18 protein-coding genes are annotated in these 19174 nt (G+C 54.4%); 12 read left to right on the top strand and 6 right to left on the bottom strand.

Features of this window, described 5'->3' with window-relative positions; genetic code table 11:
• Window positions 1-160 precede the first annotated feature (160 nt).
• Complete coding sequence (locus JSQ80_RS03085; RefSeq protein WP_206094305.1) at window positions 161-1150, top strand: LacI family DNA-binding transcriptional regulator; 990 nt, start codon at window positions 161-163, stop codon at window positions 1148-1150.
• Window positions 1151-1267: 117 nt separating this feature from the next.
• Here JSQ80_RS03085 and JSQ80_RS03080 read toward each other — a convergent pair whose 3' ends face one another.
• The 3 genes from JSQ80_RS03080 to JSQ80_RS03070 form a co-directional block, all read right to left on the bottom strand.
• Window positions 1268-2479 carry an MFS transporter gene (locus tag JSQ80_RS03080; RefSeq protein ID WP_087435146.1) on the bottom strand — a complete coding sequence of 404 codons (1212 nt, stop codon included), beginning with the start codon at window positions 2477-2479 and terminating at the stop codon, window positions 1268-1270.
• A 265-nt stretch (window positions 2480-2744) separates the two neighbouring features.
• Entirely contained in the window at window positions 2745-2981 is a 237-nt protein-coding gene (tatA, locus tag JSQ80_RS03075) for a twin-arginine translocase TatA/TatE family subunit (protein ID WP_206094304.1), read from the bottom strand.
• Window positions 2982-2993: 12 nt separating this feature from the next.
• A complete protein-coding gene (locus JSQ80_RS03070; protein ID WP_206094303.1) occupies window positions 2994-4664 on the bottom strand; it encodes a PhoX family protein in 1671 nt (556 codons plus the stop codon).
• Window positions 4665-4944: 280 nt separating this feature from the next.
• On the opposite strand from JSQ80_RS03070, the gene hemE reads away from it, so the two are divergent.
• The 4 genes from hemE (at window position 4945) to JSQ80_RS03050 (ending at window position 9908) form a co-directional block, all read left to right on the top strand.
• On the top strand, window positions 4945-5991 hold the full coding sequence (hemE, locus tag JSQ80_RS03065) for a uroporphyrinogen decarboxylase (protein ID WP_206094302.1): 1047 nt from the start codon (window positions 4945-4947) through the stop codon (window positions 5989-5991).
• 39 nt (window positions 5992-6030) lie between these two features.
• Window positions 6031-6984, top strand: coding sequence for a ferrochelatase (hemH, locus tag JSQ80_RS03060; RefSeq protein ID WP_087435142.1), 954 nt, complete (start codon window positions 6031-6033; stop codon window positions 6982-6984).
• A gap of 19 nt (window positions 6985-7003) precedes the next feature.
• Window positions 7004-8470: a protoporphyrinogen oxidase gene (hemG, locus tag JSQ80_RS03055; RefSeq protein WP_206094301.1), complete on the top strand. Its 1467-nt coding sequence runs from the start codon at window positions 7004-7006 to the stop codon at window positions 8468-8470.
• Window positions 8471-8627: 157 nt separating this feature from the next.
• Window positions 8628-9908, top strand: coding sequence for a molybdopterin molybdotransferase MoeA (locus JSQ80_RS03050; protein ID WP_206094300.1), 1281 nt, complete (start codon window positions 8628-8630; stop codon window positions 9906-9908).
• 305 nt (window positions 9909-10213) lie between these two features.
• Here JSQ80_RS03050 and JSQ80_RS03045 read toward each other — a convergent pair whose 3' ends face one another.
• Together JSQ80_RS03045 and JSQ80_RS03040 are read right to left on the bottom strand one after the other, a co-directional pair.
• Window positions 10214-10453 carry a hypothetical protein gene (locus JSQ80_RS03045; protein WP_206094299.1) on the bottom strand — a complete coding sequence of 80 codons (240 nt, stop codon included), beginning with the start codon at window positions 10451-10453 and terminating at the stop codon, window positions 10214-10216.
• Window positions 10446-10616, bottom strand: a complete 171-nt coding sequence (locus tag JSQ80_RS03040) for a hypothetical protein (protein ID WP_206094298.1) — start codon at window positions 10614-10616, stop codon at window positions 10446-10448. The genes JSQ80_RS03045 and JSQ80_RS03040 overlap by 8 nt, the downstream gene beginning before the upstream one ends.
• A 218-nt stretch (window positions 10617-10834) precedes the next feature.
• On the opposite strand from JSQ80_RS03040, the gene JSQ80_RS03035 reads away from it, so the two are divergent.
• A complete protein-coding gene (locus JSQ80_RS03035) occupies window positions 10835-11911 on the top strand; it encodes a thiazole biosynthesis adenylyltransferase ThiF (protein WP_206094297.1) in 1077 nt (358 codons plus the stop codon).
• Here the strand turns inward: JSQ80_RS03035 and JSQ80_RS29405 are convergent.
• A complete protein-coding gene (locus JSQ80_RS29405) occupies window positions 11899-12654 on the bottom strand; it encodes a molybdenum cofactor biosynthesis protein (protein WP_206094296.1) in 756 nt (251 codons plus the stop codon). The two genes, JSQ80_RS03035 and JSQ80_RS29405, sit on opposite strands and share 13 nt — an antisense overlap.
• 160 nt (window positions 12655-12814) lie before the next feature.
• Between JSQ80_RS29405 and JSQ80_RS03025 the strand changes: the two genes are divergently transcribed.
• The 6 genes from JSQ80_RS03025 to JSQ80_RS03000 all read left to right on the top strand — a co-directional run bounded on the left by JSQ80_RS03025 (window position 12815) and on the right by JSQ80_RS03000 (window position 19098).
• Window positions 12815-14077, top strand: a complete 1263-nt coding sequence (locus JSQ80_RS03025) for a CapA family protein (RefSeq protein WP_206094295.1) — start codon at window positions 12815-12817, stop codon at window positions 14075-14077.
• A 31-nt stretch (window positions 14078-14108) separates the two neighbouring features.
• Window positions 14109-14771: a fumarylacetoacetate hydrolase family protein gene (locus JSQ80_RS03020; RefSeq protein ID WP_087435136.1), complete on the top strand. Its 663-nt coding sequence runs from the start codon at window positions 14109-14111 to the stop codon at window positions 14769-14771.
• 48 nt (window positions 14772-14819) lie between these two features.
• Window positions 14820-15674: a DUF92 domain-containing protein gene (locus tag JSQ80_RS03015; RefSeq protein ID WP_240463510.1), complete on the top strand. Its 855-nt coding sequence runs from the start codon at window positions 14820-14822 to the stop codon at window positions 15672-15674.
• A gap of 127 nt (window positions 15675-15801) precedes the next feature.
• On the top strand, window positions 15802-16392 hold the full coding sequence (locus tag JSQ80_RS03010) for a TetR/AcrR family transcriptional regulator (protein ID WP_206094294.1): 591 nt from the start codon (window positions 15802-15804) through the stop codon (window positions 16390-16392).
• Between the two features lie 116 nt (window positions 16393-16508).
• Window positions 16509-18425, top strand: coding sequence for an ABC-F family ATP-binding cassette domain-containing protein (locus tag JSQ80_RS03005; RefSeq protein WP_206094293.1), 1917 nt, complete (start codon window positions 16509-16511; stop codon window positions 18423-18425).
• Between the two features lie 136 nt (window positions 18426-18561).
• Window positions 18562-19098, top strand: a complete 537-nt coding sequence (locus JSQ80_RS03000) for an STM3941 family protein (RefSeq protein WP_206094292.1) — start codon at window positions 18562-18564, stop codon at window positions 19096-19098.
• Window positions 19099-19174: the final 76 nt, after the last annotated feature.

Below are 19174 nucleotides of genomic sequence, written 5' to 3'. Positions count from 1 at the left end.
CCTGCAACATCCGGTTACGCCGACTTCAGGCGGCTGCAATCTCAACATAAATGATGAAATGCATTTCAGGTCAAGCTGAATTTGCGTAAATGCAAATTTCGTAAATGTTATCGTAATCATCTATAATACAAGTAGCAATCTGGACAGGGGGAATAAGCGCATGGCAAACATAAAGCAAATCGCGGAGCTCTCCGGCGTATCCGTCACTACGGTGTCGCGCGTGTTGAACAATCATCCCTATGTCAGCCGGGAGAAGAGAGAAGCCGTGCTGGAAGTCGTTCGCAGGCTGAATTACAGCCAGAACGTTAACGCTGTCCATTTGGTCAGAGGGCGAACGCAAATGATCGGTATTTTATTGCCGTATATGAATCAGCCCTTCTTTTCGAGTTTTATGAAAGGGCTTGCCGACGAGGCATTGAAGCATCAATACAACCTCATTTTTTTTCAATCCGACTACCGGGAGCAAGAAGAGCTGCGCGCCATGGACATGCTTAAGATGAAGCAGATTGACGGCTTAATTATCGTATCCAAAGCAGTGCCTTGGCATGTCGTGGAGGAATACGCGGCATATGGGCCGATTGTTGCCTTTGAAGATACAGGGGAACAGGCGATTTCCTCGGTGTCGTTCGACCATTATAACAGCTATATGCATGCGCTCGATTATTTCATCAAGCGGGGCCACCGGCATATCGGCCTTACGCTGGCACGGGAGCACAGCTTCAACAGCGGCATCCGCAAGCGCGCCTTCAGAGATGCGCTGGAGCGGATTGGCGAGCATCCGCGTCAGGAGTGGATGTTCTATCAATGCTATGACATTTCGAAGGGTGCCGAAGTGATAAGAAGCTTAGCCGGGTTGAAGGAACGTCCTACGGCCATGCTCGTATCCGGGGACGAAATCGCGGCAGGCATGATGCTTGAAGGGCGGAGGCTGGGGATAAGGGTGCCGGACGATCTCTCCATCATCAGCTGCGAGAACTTGCCGCTGGCCGATGCGCTGGAACTGACAGCTCTTGGACACCGCAACGAAGAGGCTGGAAGTCTGATGTTTCAGGTCTGTTATCGTAAAATTATAAATCCGGCCGAAGAGACAGAGAAGCATAAGCTTCCCTTTCAATTCGTCGAACGCGCATCTGTCAAGCTGATGGCATAGCAAAGATGCCAAGGTTATCCCTTGGCATCTCTGGCTGTTGAGAAACCCTTAAGAGGTTGATTGAAACGTGCGACGTGTGACCTTATCTTAGTTGATTGCAATCGTACGATAGTGGCGTCACGGACGGTGCGCCGCACGGTTCCGGCCATAGAGAGAAAAGCGGGCCCAAGCTGTATTGATAAGCAGAAATACTCCGGACATAATGAAAATGCCTTGGATGCCGATGAAGCCAGATACCGCTCCGCCCATAACGGGACCGATCATATTTCCTAGAGCGAGCGTGCTGCTGTTAAAACTATAGGCACGGCTCTCCATTCCGTCAGGCGTATATTTCCGAATGAGCGCATTGACGGAAGGCAGGAGACCGCCCATAAACATACCCAACAGGAATCTTATGGCGACAAGCTGCCATACTTTACTCACGAAGGCTTGCGGAATGAGTGTGCAGGCAGCCCCGATTAAGCATACTGTCAAGATGCGGTGGGAGCCGATTCGATCGCTCAGCCGGCCCAATATCGGCGAGCATATCATGTTCGACATACCCGCGACCGCGCTGACAAAGCCGGCGAGGAGCGCCAAGTTCTGCTGTGAACCGTGCAGCTCCTGCACATAGAGCGGCAGCAGAGATGCAGGGCTCATCATCGCGAATTGCAGTAAAAAGGTGACCGCAAACAAAGCAAGCAGCTGCGGAATGCCTGCCAGCTGCTTAAAGCCCGCCATGACGGACATTTGCGGCGTCTCGGCCGCTTTCTCGCGGTCGAACGGCTCCTTAACCATAATCATTGTGAGCATGGTCGCTAGGAAGAGCAGCGTACCGGTAATATAGAAGATTGGCCGATAGCCCACCATATCCGCAAGAACCCCGCCTATAAGCGGTCCCAGAATCGTGCCGGCGACGACACCGGATTGAAGGATACCCATCGCGAAGCCCATGCGTTCCTTGGGCGTCGTTGACGACACGAGCGCGACGGCAGCGGGGTTGAAGCCTGAAATCGTTCCGTTCAACATGCGCAGAAGCAGCAGATGCATAGGCGTCTGCGCCAATCCCATCAATGCCGTTACCGCCGCCATTCCGAAGCCGGAACGCAAAATCATGATTTTGCGGCCGTACTTATCCGCGAATTTGCCCCATATTGGCTGAAATATGAATGAGGTCAAGAAATTTGCCGCAAAAATAAGGCCCGACCAGACGGCGATTTCATGCTGGTTGCTCATGCCGATGTCGTGCTGGAGATACAGCGCTAAAAATGGCGTTACCATGGTCATGCCTGCCATGGCTAGAAATGACCCGAACCATAGGATGATTAGATTGACTTTCCATTGCTGCATTTCTCTATTCACCACTTTCTCAGGTCACGGTCCGTCCGATGTGCCAGCAACTGGTATTCATTATATCATACTTTTTCTATATCGATTGTGCCATATGACATACACGGATGCATGTGCGGTATCGCATTCCATATCTCTTCATAATCCCTTTTATTACCTGAATATGGTGCGCAAATCTTGTTTTTTTTATGACTGCAAGCAACAAAGAAGCTGCCCTCCATGCGCGTTGTGCGCATCGAACGGGCAGCTTATATCGGCAGCAACTCTATTTTTTGGAACCGGAAACCGCTGGCGGTTCTCCAGAAGCTTTCTTCTTATAGGTTTGCTCCTCTTCACCGTCATCTTCTAGCGGCGAGATAAGAGTTCTCGTCGCGCTTTTGAATTCGCTCAGCGTTCTTCCGAACGCGCGCCCAAGCTCCGGAAGCTTGGACGGCCCGAAGAGCAGCAGGGCAAGGATGACGATAAGAACGATGCCGCCGACGCCAATATTACCGATCCCCATATGCTCGCCCCCTTACCATGTGAAGCCGGTGATGGCGACGACGGATGGGCGCGGCATGGTATCGCCTTTGCGGTGCGGCCACATGCTGGTCGGCTGCTTCAGGTCAGACGTTTCTTCGCCTGGATGCTGTACCGCCATGAACAGCGTGCGTTCATCCGGCGTAAACCAGGGTCCGGTCATTTCGGCTTCCACCGGCGCGGAAGCGAATTGCAGCGCATGTCCGGTGCTCGGCCCTGTTGTAGGGATTACGAATACCCCATTGTTTTTGAAGGAAGAATAGACGCCGGTATTCAGCTTGCTCGAAGAGATATCCGTCACGGTCCACAGATTGCCGTTGCTGTCGAAGGTTAAGTTGTCCGGTGCGCTGAATCCGCTTTGGCGTCCGCCGGCGGCAAAAATTTCAAAGTCAAATTCCGTGGCGCCCAGGTCATTGTCCTTCTCGAAGAAACGGGTGATATGTCCGTGAATGTTGCCATGCTTGTCATTGTTCGTGTGCGCAATAAAAATGGAGCTGTCGAACGGGCTGATTTCGAGATCTTCCGGACGGTCCGTTGGCGTAGCCCCGAGCAGAACGGCGACCTCCGCGGCATTCACCAGCACATCCGCTTGCGCGGCATATTTCTTCAGCAAATCTGCCTGCGACAGCTTGACGGCGGACGGCGCTTTGAACTTGGCGTCTTTGAGCGCCCGTTGCACTGCGTCAACCGTCAGAGCGATCCAGCGGCCTTTTTTCATATCGGCAGCATACAAGGTTCCTTCCGTGAGCAGCTCGCTATTGGCTCGTCCCGCGCTTGGAGAATAGGCGCCCTTGGAAATGAACTTGTATACGCATGCGTCTGTTGTATCGTCGCCCATATAGACGACCACGCGCCCGTCCTTGGCAAGGCCCATGGCGGAATTCTCATGATGGAACCGTCCCAGGGCGGTATGCTTGCGCACTTGAAAGCCGCTATCGAACGGATCGACCTCGATGACCCAGCCGTAATGCGTCGGATTGAGCCCGGCATCTTCCGATGTCGTCTCGAAATTTTCCTCGCAGGACAGCACGGTGTTCCATAGCGTCATGCCGCCGGAGCAATTCGCAAAGGTGCCCTGCACCTCCGTCTTCCCGCCGACAGCCTTGGAGCCCCGGGCGGGACCGGTCAAATGGAACGGAGTCAAGCCGGTCACGCGGCGCGCATACTTTGAGCCCGCGTCCATTTTCCATACACCATCTTGACCGCGGTACACTTCTATAATGGAGCCTCCCTGCACATACAGCATGGTTCGAATTTGTTCGGCCGTATATTTATCGCCCTGCCTCGCACCATGCACGAACACATCGCTGGAGTATTCATGATTGACCCAGAGCAATCCGCGCTCACTCGATCCGTTCATCGGCAGATACATCGTAAAATCGCAATTAAAGCCAAACGTCTCTCCCGCTTTATTGATGACATCGCCGTAGGCGGCTACGACATCGTATTTATATCCCGCCGGCAAAATGAGATCGTCTGCATCCGATGGCTCGATTGGAGTGAAATATCCGGATACTTTGTTCGTCTTGAACCCGAATAAGTGATCTGCCGAACGTGCTTCGGCTTTGTTCTCCAATACGCCCAATCCGGTAGAAGCGACGGCAAGCGCAGCCGCTCCGCTGCCTAAATACGTGAGAAATTTACGGCGATCCATCGTCTGGTCCATGAACATCATCTCTCCCTTTTTCCAATGATGACGAAGAAGTTGATTGTGAATGCGTTAGCTCGTCACTATAAAGGTAAAAGTTACTTGTAACCGGGGTGTTATCGGCATTTTAAGAAATTGTGTGATAAAATGTCAGAAGTTGTTCACATCTGGGTGATTTTTGTCAACAGATTGTCATAGCTTCGCAGGAAGGTCCGGTTGTGGCTTGACGAGAAAAGGGGCATAATGGAAACGGTGGGTTGTAACAAATTGCACAATGCCGTCAAAGTGGGGGTTATTGATGAATTATAATGATCGTTTCTTGCGTGCATGCCGAGGAGAACAAGTGGATCGGCTGCCTGTATGGTACATGAGACAAGCGGGACGTTATGATCCTGATTATCGCAAAATCAAAGAGAAATACAGTTTGCTTGAAATATGCCGCCAGCCCGAACTGGCTGCGGAAGTCACCATGATGCCCGTGAACAAGCTCGGCGTCGATGCGGCGATTTTGTATTCCGATATTATGAATCCGGTTGCTTCCATCGGCATTGATTTTGATATCGTGGCCCAAGTCGGACCTGTCATTCACAATCCGATTCAAAGCGCTGCCGATGTCGAACGGCTGAAGCCGGTTGATCCGGAAGGCGATCTGGGACATATTTTGGAGACGATTCGCATCTTGGATGCGGAGCTGAAGGTTCCGCTTATCACGTTCGCGGGAGCTCCATTCACCATCGCGAGCTATCTGATCGAAGGGCGTCCGTCCAAGTCGTATATCCGTACGAAGACAATGATGTATGACACGCCCGAAATATGGTTTGCCCTGATGGATAAGCTGGGCGATATGGTCATCACTTATATTCGCGCTCAGGTGAAGCATGGAAGCAAGGCGTTCCAGCTGTTTGACAGTTGGGTAGGTTCATTGTCGCCGCGTGATTTCAAGCGCTTTGTGCTGCCGACGATAGAACGCATTTATGCGGAGCTGTCTGACTTGGATGTGCCGAAAATTTACTTCCCGGGCGTAAGCTCAGGCGAGCTTCTGCCTTGCTTGCGAGAGCTGCAGGCTGACGTGATCGGCTTGGATTGGCGCGTGTCGATGCAGGAAGGGCGCCGGCGTCTGGGCGGGCGCTTTGCGGTGCAGGGCAACCTGGATCCATATGTGCTTACAGGCCCGATGGAAGTTATCACACGCGAAGCGGCCCACATCATGGATGAGGGCTTGCAGGAGCCGGGTTATATTTTCAACCTCGGCCATGGGCTGTTCCCGGAAGCATCGCTAGATAAATTGAAGCAATTAACGGATTTCATCCATTCTTATTCCAGCGGGGTACTCGCCAAACAATAGAATAGAACGTTGTACCGGATACAAGAGGGAGGCGAAGAGATGGGTAAACGCAAAGTAGGAGTTCTCGTGATGTCCTACGGGACACCGCGCAGCATGGAAGAAATAGAGCCGTATTACACGCATATTCGCCGTGGACATCCGCCTTCGGAAGAGCAGCTGCAGGAGCTTACAGAGCGGTATGAAGCGATTGTGGGCGGAGTATTTCCGCTGCGCGAGCATACCGACCGTCAAGTCCAAGGATTGCAGCGCATGCTTGATCGCGCGGCGGAAGGAACGGATGTGCAATATGTGTGCTATCAGGGCCTGAAGCATGTCGATCCGTTTATTGAGGACGGCATCGCCGCGATGGCGCAGAATGGCATTCGCGAAGCTGTCAGCGTGGTGTTGGCGCCGCATTATTCCGTAATGAGCGTGGGAAGCTACAACAAACGCGCGCAGGAAGCGGCGGAGAAGCGGGATATCGCGCTGAAATGCGTGAATAGCTACCATCTGCATCCCGATTTGCTAGATGCGTTGACAGAGCGCGTTCAAGAGCAATTGGACGCTTATGTGTCGGAAGGCGTGTCCCGTGAAAAAGTGGAAGTGCTGTTCAGTGCGCACAGCTTGCCGGCACGCATCCTAGAAATGAACGATCCGTATCCGGACGAATTGAATGCGACTGCTTCCGCCATTGCGGAGCGCTGCGGATTGAAGGAAGGACAATGGCGCTTCACCTGGCAGAGCGCCGGACGAACTGCTGCGCCGTGGCTGGGGCCGGATATATTGGATACGCTTGATGCGCTGCGCCAAGAGGGTGTGAAGCATGTGCTGTCCGCACCGATCGGATTCGTGTCCGATCATTTGGAAGTGCTGTACGACTTGGATATCGAGGCGACGCAGTCGGCAGAACGCATGAATATGAATTTTAAACGCATTCGCATGCTGAATGATGATCCGAAATATATGTCAGCGCTTGCGGATGTCGTCATGAAATTGAATCAATTGGGAGCTTGAAAGAAAGAAGGGGCACAACATGAATGGTTCGCGGGATCTTGTCATTATCGGCGGAGGAATTACGGGACTATCGGCCGCTTATTATGCGGTGAAGCAAGCGGAGGAGCGCGGCCAAACGCTGTCGGTCACCGTTGTCGAATCGGCTTCACGCTTGGGCGGCAAGATAGAAACGCTGCGGAAGGAAGGCTGCGTCATTGAGAAGGGACCGGATTCCTTTCTTGCGCGCAAGCTGCCGATGATTGATTTAGCGCGCGATTTAGGTTTGGAATCGGAGCTCGTGGCGACGAATCCGCATGCCAAAAAAACATATATTGTACGGCGGGGCAAAATGTACCGCATGCCGCCGGGGCTCGTGCTTGGCATTCCGACGGAATTGGGTCCGTTCGCCAAGACGGGCCTTATCTCCGTCTTCGGGAAGATGCGGGCCCTGATGGACTTGGTGAAGAAGCCCCGCACCTCGCCGGATGACGAGTCGCTGGGCTCGTTTCTGGACCGGCGCCTGGGCAAGGAAGTAACCGAGAACGTGGCGGAACCGCTCTTGGCCGGCATTTATGCGGGGGATATGAGCAAGTTGAGCCTGCAGGCCACATTTCCGCAATTCGGGGAAGTCGAGCGCAAGCATGGCAGCCTAATCCGCGGGATGCAGTCGAACCGCAAGGCGGGACAATCGCTGCCCGGACTGCCGGATGTGGCGAAGGGCTCGATGTTCTTGACGTTCCGGAACGGCTTGACATCGCTTGTCGAGAGGCTGGAAGAAGTGCTGAAGGACAAGGTCGAGCTTCGGTTGGGCGCCGGCGCGGAAAGGTTCGACAAGCAGGATGACGGCCGTTACCTCATTGCTTTGCAGGATGGCAGCACGTTGGAGGCGTCTTCCATCGTCGTGACGACTCCGTCTTATCACGCGGCATCATTCCTGGATGCGCACGTCGATGTTAGCGCGCTTCAGGCCATCAATCATGTGTCGGTGGCGAATGTCGTCAGCGTATTCGACCGCACGCAGATTAAAATGCCGGTGGACGGGACCGGCTTCCTTATTTCCCGCAAGGAAGGAAGAGCCATTACCGCTTGTACGTGGACTTCTATCAAATGGCCGCACACGAGCAGCGAGGACAAACTTATCGTTCGTTGCTATATCGGCCGTGCCGGTGATGAAGAACGCGTGGAATGGCCGGACGATGCGCTGAAACGAACGGTGAAAAAAGAGCTGCTCGATCTGATGGCTATTGAAGCCGAGCCGGAATTCGTGGAGATTACCCGCTTACGGAGCTCCATGCCGCAGTATCCGGTCGGACACGTGCAGGCGATTGCCGCCCTGCGCGAGGCCGTTCGTCGCGAGCTGCCTGGCGTATATTTGGCTGGACAGCCGTATGAAGGCGTCGGAATGCCAGACTGCATCCGCAGCGGCAGAGCGGCGGGAGAAGATGCGTATTCGTACAGTGCAAGCCGCGACAATGAATTGAAGCCCGTCTATACGACAACCGGGTGATATTGAATCGTTTTTTTCAGGGAAGGCCGTTCTGCGCGGCCTTCTTTGTGTTGCCAGGGGCTGTCCTTGACATGTCTGCTCGCAACCGTGTATATGTATTTGCAAAGACATGTTGACGTGACAGAAACAGCCCGCAGCGAATAGAAGGAGGGCGCAAATGACGAAGCCCAATAATTATGCAACAGATCCTAAATTTAATCGCACGATTATATCCGTGCAGGAAGCGCAATCCAGGGTCATGTCACGAATGAAGGCGGGAGGAGTGGAATTCATTCCGCTGGAAGAAGCATACGGCAGACATGCGGCGGCGACAGTGCGCTCGGATGTGCCGGTGCCGCATTTTTGCCGTTCCATGATGGACGGCTATGCGGTCCGTGCAGCAGACCTTGCGTCTGCTGGGCTGGAGAAGCCGGTCCGGCTGCGAGTAACGGAGGAGGTAGCGTGCGGAACGGTTGCAAGCCGTTCGTTGCGTCCGGGAGAAGCAGTGCGCATAATGACGGGCGCACAGGTCCCGGAAGGAGCAGACGCGGTCGTCAAGCTGGAGGAGACGACGGAATGCGGCTCTGCCGGCAAGCGCGAGCTGGAGCTGCGGCAGCCGGTAACGGAAGGCGATAACCTATTGCCTGTCGGCGTAGAGATTGAGCAGGGCGAGCTGATGGTGGGCAGCGGCCGCCGCATCGGAGCGGGAGAAATGGCCTTGCTTGCCATGTTCGGCTGCGCGACCGTTCAAGTGCACCGCCGGCCGCGCGTGGCAATCTTGTCCACCGGGCACGAGCTGCTCGACGTCTCTGCGCCGCTGGAGCCGGGCAAGATTCGCAACAGCAACAGCTTCATGCTGGCCGCTCAAGTCCGGGAAGCAGGCGGGATTCCGCATCTGCTGCCGCATGTTCCCGATGAACTGGAGCGGGCGAAGTCAGTCATCATGGAAGCGATGAAGGAATTCGACGCCGTCGTTACGACGGGAGGCGTGTCCGTCGGCGACTACGATGTCATGTACGATCTGACGAATAATTGGTCAGGCGAATTGCTGTTCAATAAGGTTGCGATGCGTCCAGGCAGTCCGACAACCGTCGGCTTGCTACACGGGAAGCTGCTTTTTGCCCTATCCGGCAATCCAAGCGCTTGCTATGTCGGTTTCGAAATGTTCGTCCGTCCCGCGCTGCTGCGCATGCAGGGGGCGCATGAACCGAGTCCTCATCGAATGACGGCGGCGCTTATGGAGCCGTTTGCGAAGCAGGATCGCTTTGAACGGTTCGTTCGGGGCAATTATGCGACCGATGAGAACGGGAACCTTACGGTACGGCTGGCAGGCATCGATATGTCCAACGCGACGATTACGATTCGCGATGCGGACTGCCTCATCTGCATTCCGCCGACGAACGGGGTCATGCCTGCGGGAACGCGGGTGGATATCATCCCGCTGCGGCTGAGGCGCTAAGAAGGCTGAAGGCGAGCTTCCCAGTGGGGAAGCCAAAGGCTTGATTCAGAACAGCAGTCACGATGCAGGCATCTTGCAGCAGGAATAAGAGCGCGGCGTTACTCTTTCCAAGGCAGCAGCCGCGGCTCAGGATCGAGAATCGATTCGTACTGTGCCGTGGAGCCCCATGTCCCGTCAGGATCCAAACGGCGGTAGCGTTCGTATTTAGCGCGGCGATCCTCCGGTAGCGCCCAACCGAAATGTTGGATACGGGCAGGATGGCACGCGTAGGACAAATGCTCGATTTGAGCAGGGAAGCCTGATTTTTAATTATGGCCGTGTTCGTTGCCGTCTGAATGGATCTGAGAGGCGCTCTGCAAATAAGCGTCCGCTCCTTGCAGGTCCGAAGCACGATAGATGTGATAGGCCGGCCGCCGCGTATCGACAAACAATGGAAAACCCAGAGCTGCCGCACGGATGCAAAAGTGCCGGTCCTCTCCCCAGAAGGACACATTGCGGATTTCAGCGAAGCTCACACCGGCGCGAACCGCCTGACGGCTAATCACGCAACCAGCTCAAGCGATGCTTCGGGGGATTCATATCGTCAATGAACAGGCAGTCTGCGGCATGCCGCTTCGCATCCAGCCGTTCCAGCGACGTTAGAAAAGGATTCAATATGTCCGCTGTTTGGCGGACGGGACTTCCGATAAGCACACGCGGGGCGGGCATGACTTCACCTCAGTACATGTGATGGGACTTAAACGGTCGATCACCTACATTGTATGTTCGGCGGGAGAGATTCAATACAGGAAGAAAGCGAAATTAGCGAATGTCCGCTGGATGAGAGGGATGAAGTAGGCTTTTGAATCGCATTCATGTAAAATAGTAGTGATGATAAAAAGGGTATTATCAAGCAGCTGCACGCAACACTTGAGGGAGGCGACGACATGCGGGAGACGAAAGCGTCGGCCGTGCCGGATGGGACAATAAGCAATCATTCAAGCCATGATCGCTATTCTCGCCAAGAACGCTTTCAGCCTATCGGCCCGGAAGGGCAGCGCCGGCTGAAGGAGAGCCGTGTTCTCATCGTCGGTGCGGGAGCGCTCGGATCAGGCACTGCCGAAATGCTGGTGCGCGCGGGAGTTGGAACGGTGACGATCGTGGATCGGGATTATGTGGAGTGGAGCAATCTGCAGCGCCAGCAGCTGTACGCCGAAGCGGATGCGGATGAGCGTCTGCCGAAGGCGGTTGCCGCCGAACGGCGATTGAAGGCGATTAATAGCGAAGCGCATGTGCACGGGGTGGTTGCCGACGTGACGGTTGACGAACTAGACGCATTAGCGGCCGGGGCGCAGTTGATTATGGATGCGACCGATAATTTCGATACGCGTCTTTTGGTTAACGATTACGCGATGAAAAAGGGAATCCCATGGATTTACGGCGCTTGTGTGGGGAGCTACGGCATGTCGATGATGTTTGTGCCGCAGGAGACGCCATGCCTGAACTGTCTGCTGGAGACAGTGCCGCTTGGCGGGGCAACATGCGATACGGCGGGAATTATTGCCCCAGCCGTACAGATGGTGGTCTCTTATCAGACGGCCGAGGCGTTGAAGTGGCTGACGGGACATCATGAAGCGCTGCGCCATACTTTGGTCTCGTTCGACTTGTGGACGAATCAGCACACGGCCATCGGAGTGAAGGATGCAAAACGTCCCGATTGCCCGTCCTGCGGGATAGACGCCGCGTATCCGTATCTTAGCGCTGCCCATCACCGCAAGACTGATATTCTGTGCGGCCGGGATACCGTTCAAATACGGCCTGCCCATCGAGTGGAGCTTGATTTGGACGATATCGCCGAGCGATTTCGTTCTGTTCGCCATGGAGAGGTGCGGGTCAATCCGTATTTGGTGTCTTTGCAGGCCGATGCGCACCGCCTAGTCGTCTTCCGCGACGGAAGGGTGCTGGTGCACGGGACGAAAGATCCGGTCGAAGCGCGCATCGTACATGACCGTTACTTGGGCTGATCCGGCTCGGTCATCGGATTCCAGGACTCGTCCCCGAGCTGATGACCGACCCATTCAGATCCATCCTCCCATATTTCTTTCTTCCAGATAGGGACGCGCTGCTTCAAGCGCTCGATGGCATAACGGCTTGCATCATAGCAGCCTGGCCGATGCGGGGAAGACACCGCGATAACGACGCTTGCTTCTCCGACAGGAACCGTGCCCAAGCGGTGAGCAATCGCGGTTAATGTGCCGGGCCAGCGCGCGGCAATCTCTTCGCCGATGGACTGGAGCATCTTGAGCGCCATCGGCACGTACGCCTCATAATCGAGCTGCATCGTTCGCTTGCCGTTCGTATGCTCGCGGGTCGTGCCGATGAACAGCAGCGCTGCGCCGTGGTCGGGATGCGCAACCGCGCCAGAGACGGCTTCGACCGAGATGGGTTCATACATAAGCGCAAATCGGCCATCGCCGGAACGGACGGGGCCTGTCCCGGCGGAGGACGCCGAGGTTCCGTCTCCGCCGGATACCGGCGGGATTAAGGCCAATTCATCCTGCGGCGCGATCATGCGGTCGTCCGCGGCATATTGTTGATTGACCGCCACAAAGGCGCGCAAAACCGCTTGCGCGGCATGCGGATACCGGACAGCCATCATTCCTTTCAGCTCTGCTGCGGAGATTGACGCGCGGTCGGCTTCGACCGTCGCGACGGCTTGTCCGATCAATTCGCCCAGGCCGGCAAAGCAATGCACGTGATATAGCATTTTATAACCTTCTTTCTCCCGCTGTTGCGATGAACGCAACATCTTTTAACATCTTGTTTGAACCCATCTTACCATAGGACTTGGGGAACTCCTAGTTCTTTGCTATTGGCGCCGAACGTTAAAATAGAAGTCACTCAGTGACCGAGATTGAGGAGAGACTATGACATTATCGAGAGTGGATCGAGCTAAAGAGGAGCGGGAACAACGTAAAAAGAAGAAGCGGAATCGTCTATGGGGAAATGCCATTCTGGGCATTGTCATCATTGCAGCCGCCATCTACGGTTGGCAGAGCGGATTAATCGGCGGCTCTGCGCCTGATGTGAATGAGTTGACTGTCGAGCCGGCGGCCGGACCTTCATCGGATGGCGCTGATGCCAACGAAGCGAAGGGGCAGGATGACGCGAGCGGTCAACGGGGAGATGGAGGCGATGCAGAGGGCGTTCAGCCCGAAGATCAAGATTCTCCAGGGAAAGAGCCGGTGGTGCGCCTATCCTTTGTCGGGGATATAATGATGGCTGGCAAAGTAGAGGCCCTCGTCCAGGAGAAGGGGTACGACTTTCCGTTTCAATATGTCAAAGGGTTGCTGCAAGCGGCAGATCTGTCCATTGGGAACTTGGAGACGCCGCTTACGACGGACGGCGTTCCGGCGGAAGAGAAGGACTTCATATACAAGACATCCCCGCTGGCGGCCGAAGCCATCGCGAATGCAGGCATCGACATCGTCAATCTGGCCAACAACCATACGATGGATCAAGGGGAAGACGGACTGCTCGATACGTTCAAAGCGCTCAATAAAGCGAATGTGAAATATGTCGGGGCAGGGAAGGACAGCAGAGAAGCTTACACTCCCGTTATTGTGGAACGCCAAGGCATTAAGATGGCGATTCTCGGCTTTACCCGCGTCATCCCGGACTCAAGCTGGTATGCAGGGAAGAACAAGCCGGGGGTGGCGACCACCTATGAAGGCACGAAAGAGCAGGCGGCAAAGGCGATTAAGGAAGCGAAGCAGCAGGCCGATCTTGTTATCGTCATTGCCCATTGGGGTAAAGAGCGCGAGGATTATCCTGTCGAGTATCAAAAAGAATTGGCGCAATTATATGTCGATTCCGGCGCCGATCTGATTGTCGGCGGCCACCCGCATGTGCTGCAAGGCTTTGAGCGGTATAAAGACAAGTGGATTGCGTACAGCGTGGGCAATTTTGTGTTTACGCTGAACGAGCTGCCTAAGACGTGGGATACGATGGTGCTGCAGGCGGAATGCACGAAGAGCGGCAAATGCGACCTGCAGATGAAGCCGTTCCGCACCGATCTGGGGCAGCCGGTGCCGCTTGAGGGAGAAAAAGGAACCGAACTGATGAAGCACGTCGAAAGCATCTCCAGCCGTGTATCCATTGACGATCATGGACGTATTGAATCGAAATAAAAAATAGGTGCCTTGAAGGGAGACATGAACGATGAACGCGGATGTAAATGTAAATTTCGTCCCGTCCTCCGTGCGCAACGTGTACTGCATCGGACGCAATTACCGCCTGCATGCGGCAGAGCTCGGCAATGACGTGCCTGCACAGCCGATGGTGTTTTTGAAGCCTTCCCACGCTGTAACGTTGATTGCCGATTGGACGGAGCTTCCTCTGCCGCTTCATGCCGGCGCGGTTCACCATGAGCTTGAGCTTGTGCTTCGTATTGGCCGCAAGGTGACGACGGGTATGACTGCAGACGAAGCGGTGGATGCTTATGCGTTAGGCATTGACTTTACGCTTAGAGACGTGCAGGATCTGCTGAAGCAAAAAGGACATCCGTGGCTTGCGGCGAAGGGAGTGCTGAATAGTGCCCCCATTACGCGTTTTGTGCCGTTTCCGGGCACGTCTGAGCTTGAGCGCATGCCTTTTTCGCTGGTGAAAAATGATGCAACTGTACAGCTTGGGGCCGCAGAAGAGATGATATTCCCGCTGAATGCGCTCATTTCCTATGTCGCTAAGCATTATGGCTTGGGTGAAGGAGACCTATTGTTTACCGGGACGCCTGCAGGAGTAGGTCCGGTGCAGGCCGGAGATCGGCTGGCGCTCTGTCTGCGCGAAGAGGTGCTCGGTTCCTGCACGATTGCGGATCTGGGTTAGAATGGCCGGAACAGAAGAGGCTTGTTGGAGTCTCGAGGAGGGACGAAGTTGTTTGAAGAGTGGATGAGCCTATGGGGCGCCATCAGTCCTTGGTTGATTGGTTTCGCTGGAAGTCTGCTCGTGGCAGGCGCGGCGTGGTGGAAACGATCGCTTACAGCATCGGGCGCCGCCGCAGCTGTTATGATGGGGACGATATATTACGGGAGCGGAGACCTTTTCTGGTTCGGATTGCTGTTGGCTTTTTTCGTTACGTCAACCGGTTGGTCCAAGTGGAAGAAGCGAAGGAAGGCGCGCTTTGATGAATTATATGAAAAAACCGGAGAGCGCGATGCGGGCCAGGTGTTTGCGAACGGCGGCATTGGCATGCTTCTCTGTCTCTTGAATTACGCTGCTCCGAACTCGCTCTGGATGTGGTTGTTCATCGGGGTGATGGCTACGGTCAATGCGGACACGTGGGCTACGGAAATCGGCAGCCTCAGCCCGAAGCCTCCCCGTTCCATCCTGACGGGCCGTACGGTTCCCGCAGGAACATCCGGGGCCGTATCCGTCATAGGGACCCTTGCTTCCGCTGCGGGAGCGCTGACTATTGGCGTTGCTGCCGTAGCGTTCATGCTTATTATGGGGGCCGAGCGGCTTAGCTGGATTGATGCAGGGGCGATTATTGGCGCGGCTGGAATAGGAGGCGTGGCAGGAGCCATGCTCGACTCCTTATTCGGCGCCACTGTCCAAGCGAGCTACCGCTGCAGCAAGTGCGGCGCTGCCACGGAACGAACGGAACATTGCGGTATTCCAACCGAGCTCGTTCGCGGCGCTGGCTGGATGAACAATGATAGGGTCAATATGACTACTTCATGCGCCGGCGGTGTTGTTTCTTTGCTTGTGCTATTGTTATATGGAATGTGATGGAAGTATATGAGCTTTATAGAAATAAAATGGATTGAAATCGACAAGCAATCGAACTCGTGATATATTCGAACAAAGAATATCAGGCATAGGTCATGGCTTGGGCAGAAGTGGAGGAGATGGGCCGATGAGTTACGGTTATGGCGATAAGCTGCACCTCATTTTAGATGCGGCATACGAGCTCTTCGGTTCCGATGGCTTTTATGAGACGAAAATGTCCGATATTGCCGATAAAGCAGGCATTGCCAAAGGAACGCTTTATTTATATTTCAAGAGTAAGGAACAATTGTTCACCGCGATGACGGTGCGTGATTTTGAACAATATTTGCGCGAGCTTGAATTCGGCCTGAATCAGCGCCATTCATTGGAGGAACGGCTGCGATTTATTGCCGACCATCACTTGCGCTATTACTATAACCGCAAACAGTATACGAACCTGTTCTTCAAGAAGCCGAATAACGACCCGGACATGATGGCTGCGCTTCGGGACTTCATGCAAAGCTATATGCGTCTTATTTCGGAGACGATGGAGGCTTACGGCTTGCCGGAGCCGATACTGCATGCCAAATCGTACACGGGCATGCTGGATATGATCAAGTTGGATATTTTATTCTCGCCTGAATTTACGGAACGAGATTTGCAGCAGCGCATTCGATTTGTTGCCGATTTGTTCATGAATGGGTGTGCCGCGAATCATGCAGAAGTCTCTCGGCGGTAATAGGGGCGGCTCGGCCAATGGTGCCGGAAATGGATAACAGCAAGGGGAGAACCTCGGGTTCTCCTTTTTTGAGTAAATGATGCGTATTTGCTTGCGAACCGAATGGGGGATTTGTGATGCATGTAATGACGATAGATCAGCTCGGCAAAAGCTACGGCGAGAAGACGCTGTTCAAGGAGGTAACCTTCGGAATTGAAGCTGGGGACCGCGTTGGCATCGTCGGTGTGAACGGAACGGGAAAATCCACGTTTATGCGTACGATCGCTGGATTGGAGCCGTTGGAAGAAGGGCAAGTGCTTATAGGCAATCGGGTGACTATGCAATATGTGCCGCAGGAGCCTGTATTTGATCCGGAGACTGCCGTGCTCGATCAAGTGCTTGGGGGAGATGCGCCCGAGATGGTCGCCGTCCGGACGTATACGGAATGCTTGGAAGAAGCGCGCCGCAAGCCTGACGATGAAGCCGCACAGATGAGACTTGTGCGCGCAAGCGACGATATGGAGCGGCTGCAAGCATGGCAGCTTGAAAGCGAAGCGAAGACGATTCTGTCCAAGCTCGGCATTCGGCAGTTCGACGCCAAGATGGGCACCTTGTCCGGCGGGCAGCGGAAGCGTGTTGCGCTTGCTTCCGCGCTCATTCATCCATCTGATATTTTGTTGCTTGACGAGCCGACGAACCATATCGACAACGATACGGTCGCATGGCTGGAGACGTTGCTGCAGAAGCGCTCGGGTGCGCTGCTTATGATTACGCATGATCGTTACTTTCTGGACCGGGTTGCCAATCGCATGATGGAGCTTGATCAAGGACGCGCTTTCTTTTATGAAGCGAACTATACCCGTTTCTTGGAGCTAAAGGCAGACCGTGAAGCAAGGGAAGCGGCAAGCGAAGATAAGCGGCAGAATCTGCTGCGTCAGGAGCTGGCATGGATCCGGCGCGGCGCGAAAGCGCGGTCGACGAAACAGAAGGCCCGCATTCAACGATTCGAAGCGCTGCAAGCGGACGGCTCGCTTGCGAAGGGCGATCAGGTGGACGTCTCAACCTTGTCCGCCCGGCTCGGGAAGAAGATAATGGAGCTTGAGCATGTCGGCTGTTCCGTTAACGGTCAAGCGCTGTTCCAGGATGTAAATTATATTGCGGTTCCTGAAGATCGCATCGGCATCATCGGACCGAATGGAAGCGGAAAATCAACGCTGCTTCGGATGATTGCCGGGCTGCGAGAACCCGATGCAGGCTCGATCGTGCTCGGGCCGACGGTGCGCATTGGATTCTTCACGCAGGAGCATGAGGAAATGGATGAATCGATGCGGGTAATCGAATACGTGCGCGAAGGCGCGGAGACGGTCCGTACGGCGGACGGGCAGACCATTACCGCGGCGCAAATGCTCGAGCGGTTCTTGTTCTCTCCCGCCATGCAGTGGACCTTAATCGGCAAGCTGTCGGGGGGAGAGAAGAGAAGGCTCCAGCTGCTGCGCATGCTGCTGGAAGCGCCGAACGTCCTGCTGCTCGATGAGCCGACGAATGATTTGGACGTGCAAACGTTGGCCGTGCTCGAAGATTATTTGGACGATTTCCCTGGCGTTGTCATTGCCGTCTCCCATGATCGCTACTTCTTGGATCGGGTGGCAGAACGAATCTGGTCGTTCGAAAATGGAGCGATAGAACAGCATGTGGGCAATTATTCAGAATATATGGAGTGGAAGGCGAAATACGGCGAAGGAGCAAGGGCGGAGGCCGAACAAGCAGCCAAGCCGGCGGCAGATAAATCCGAACGTCTCGACCGTAAGACAAAGCTGAAAATGTCTTATAAGGAAGAGCGTGAATATGAGAAAATCGAGGATCGAATTGCCGAGGCCGAAGCAAATATCGAGCGCATCCAGAAGGAAATGGAGCAAGCATTCAGCGACTCCGCCCGTCTGCAGGAGCTCATGAAGGAAGACAGCGCGGCCCAGATACAGCTGAGTGATTTAATGGAGCGCTGGACCTATTTAAGCGAGCTGGCGGAACAGATTGAGGCGGAGAAGCAAAAATAACATTGGCCGGTGGAACGGGATACTCGGCGGCCGAGGGAGCTCCGCAATAAGTGAAATGATTTTGCTGCAAGAGGTTGCATCATCCTTTAACGGTTTAGATAAAAAGGATGTGGGAGGAAAGGAGAGATGCCCTGTCGTGACAGCATATGAAGCAGAGCCGAATGCATATGTAATTTATCCAAGCAAGCGCAAATTGATATTAACTCTGTTGGGGTCGCTTGTATTCGTCGCCATCGGTATCTTACTGATGCTTGACAGTGAGGGCGTATCCGTTGTCGTCGGCGGAGTTTGCGCGTTATTTTTTGCGCTAACGTTGGCGTACGCCCTCTTCCGCTTGGCGGTGCCGAAGCCGGCGCTGGTTATCTCGGAGGAAGGCTTCATTGATAATGCCTCCTTGAGTGCGGCAGGCGAAGTGACATGGGAAGAAGTGAAAGACATTTTTATTTATGAATTTATGGGCGAGCATTTTATCGGCATTCAAGTCGTGAATCCAGATCGGCTCATGGCCCGGATTCCGTCGTGGAAGCAATCGATTGCGAAAGCGAACAAGCATTTGGTCAAGGCTCAAGTTAACATTCCGAAGGTGGCCATCAGCGTGCCGCTGGAACAGGCGGCCAACGAAATGATCGCGCGATGGAAACGATCCGGACAGGCGTTGGGAGAATCATCGTAATAACGAAAGAGCAGGCGCTGATCTTATGAATCGGCGCCTGCTCTTTTGTTGTATGAAAATATGGGCATATAAAACT

Source organism: Paenibacillus apiarius, assembly GCF_017052585.1.
Taxonomy (GTDB): Bacteria; Bacillota; Bacilli; order Paenibacillales; family Paenibacillaceae; genus Paenibacillus_B; species Paenibacillus_B apiarius.
Note: the sequence above shows the minus strand (reverse complement) of the source record. Positions and strands in the feature narration are given on the sequence as shown.

What these genes read in the sequence shown, in the direction of transcription:
- JSQ80_RS03085 (WP_206094305.1), top strand. Translation starts at nt 161, where the DNA reads ATGGCAAACATAAAGCAAATCGCGGAGCTCTCCGGCGTATCCGTCACT.
- JSQ80_RS03080 (WP_087435146.1), bottom strand. Translation starts at nt 2,479, where the DNA reads ATGCAGCAATGGAAAGTCAATCTAATCATCCTATGGTTCGGGTCATTT.
- tatA (WP_206094304.1), bottom strand. Translation starts at nt 2,981, where the DNA reads ATGGGGATCGGTAATATTGGCGTCGGCGGCATCGTTCTTATCGTCATC.
- JSQ80_RS03070 (WP_206094303.1), bottom strand. Translation starts at nt 4,664, where the DNA reads ATGGACCAGACGATGGATCGCCGTAAATTTCTCACGTATTTAGGCAGC.
- hemE (WP_206094302.1), top strand. Translation starts at nt 4,945, where the DNA reads ATGAATTATAATGATCGTTTCTTGCGTGCATGCCGAGGAGAACAAGTG.
- hemH (WP_087435142.1), top strand. Translation starts at nt 6,031, where the DNA reads ATGGGTAAACGCAAAGTAGGAGTTCTCGTGATGTCCTACGGGACACCG.
- hemG (WP_206094301.1), top strand. Translation starts at nt 7,004, where the DNA reads ATGAATGGTTCGCGGGATCTTGTCATTATCGGCGGAGGAATTACGGGA.
- JSQ80_RS03050 (WP_206094300.1), top strand. Translation starts at nt 8,628, where the DNA reads ATGACGAAGCCCAATAATTATGCAACAGATCCTAAATTTAATCGCACG.
- JSQ80_RS03040 (WP_206094298.1), bottom strand. Translation starts at nt 10,616, where the DNA reads ATGCCCGCCCCGCGTGTGCTTATCGGAAGTCCCGTCCGCCAAACAGCG.
- JSQ80_RS03035 (WP_206094297.1), top strand. Translation starts at nt 10,835, where the DNA reads ATGCGGGAGACGAAAGCGTCGGCCGTGCCGGATGGGACAATAAGCAAT.
- JSQ80_RS29405 (WP_206094296.1), bottom strand. Translation starts at nt 12,654, where the DNA reads ATGCTATATCACGTGCATTGCTTTGCCGGCCTGGGCGAATTGATCGGA.
- JSQ80_RS03025 (WP_206094295.1), top strand. Translation starts at nt 12,815, where the DNA reads ATGACATTATCGAGAGTGGATCGAGCTAAAGAGGAGCGGGAACAACGT.
- JSQ80_RS03020 (WP_087435136.1), top strand. Translation starts at nt 14,109, where the DNA reads ATGAACGCGGATGTAAATGTAAATTTCGTCCCGTCCTCCGTGCGCAAC.
- JSQ80_RS03010 (WP_206094294.1), top strand. Translation starts at nt 15,802, where the DNA reads ATGAGTTACGGTTATGGCGATAAGCTGCACCTCATTTTAGATGCGGCA.
- JSQ80_RS03005 (WP_206094293.1), top strand. Translation starts at nt 16,509, where the DNA reads ATGCATGTAATGACGATAGATCAGCTCGGCAAAAGCTACGGCGAGAAG.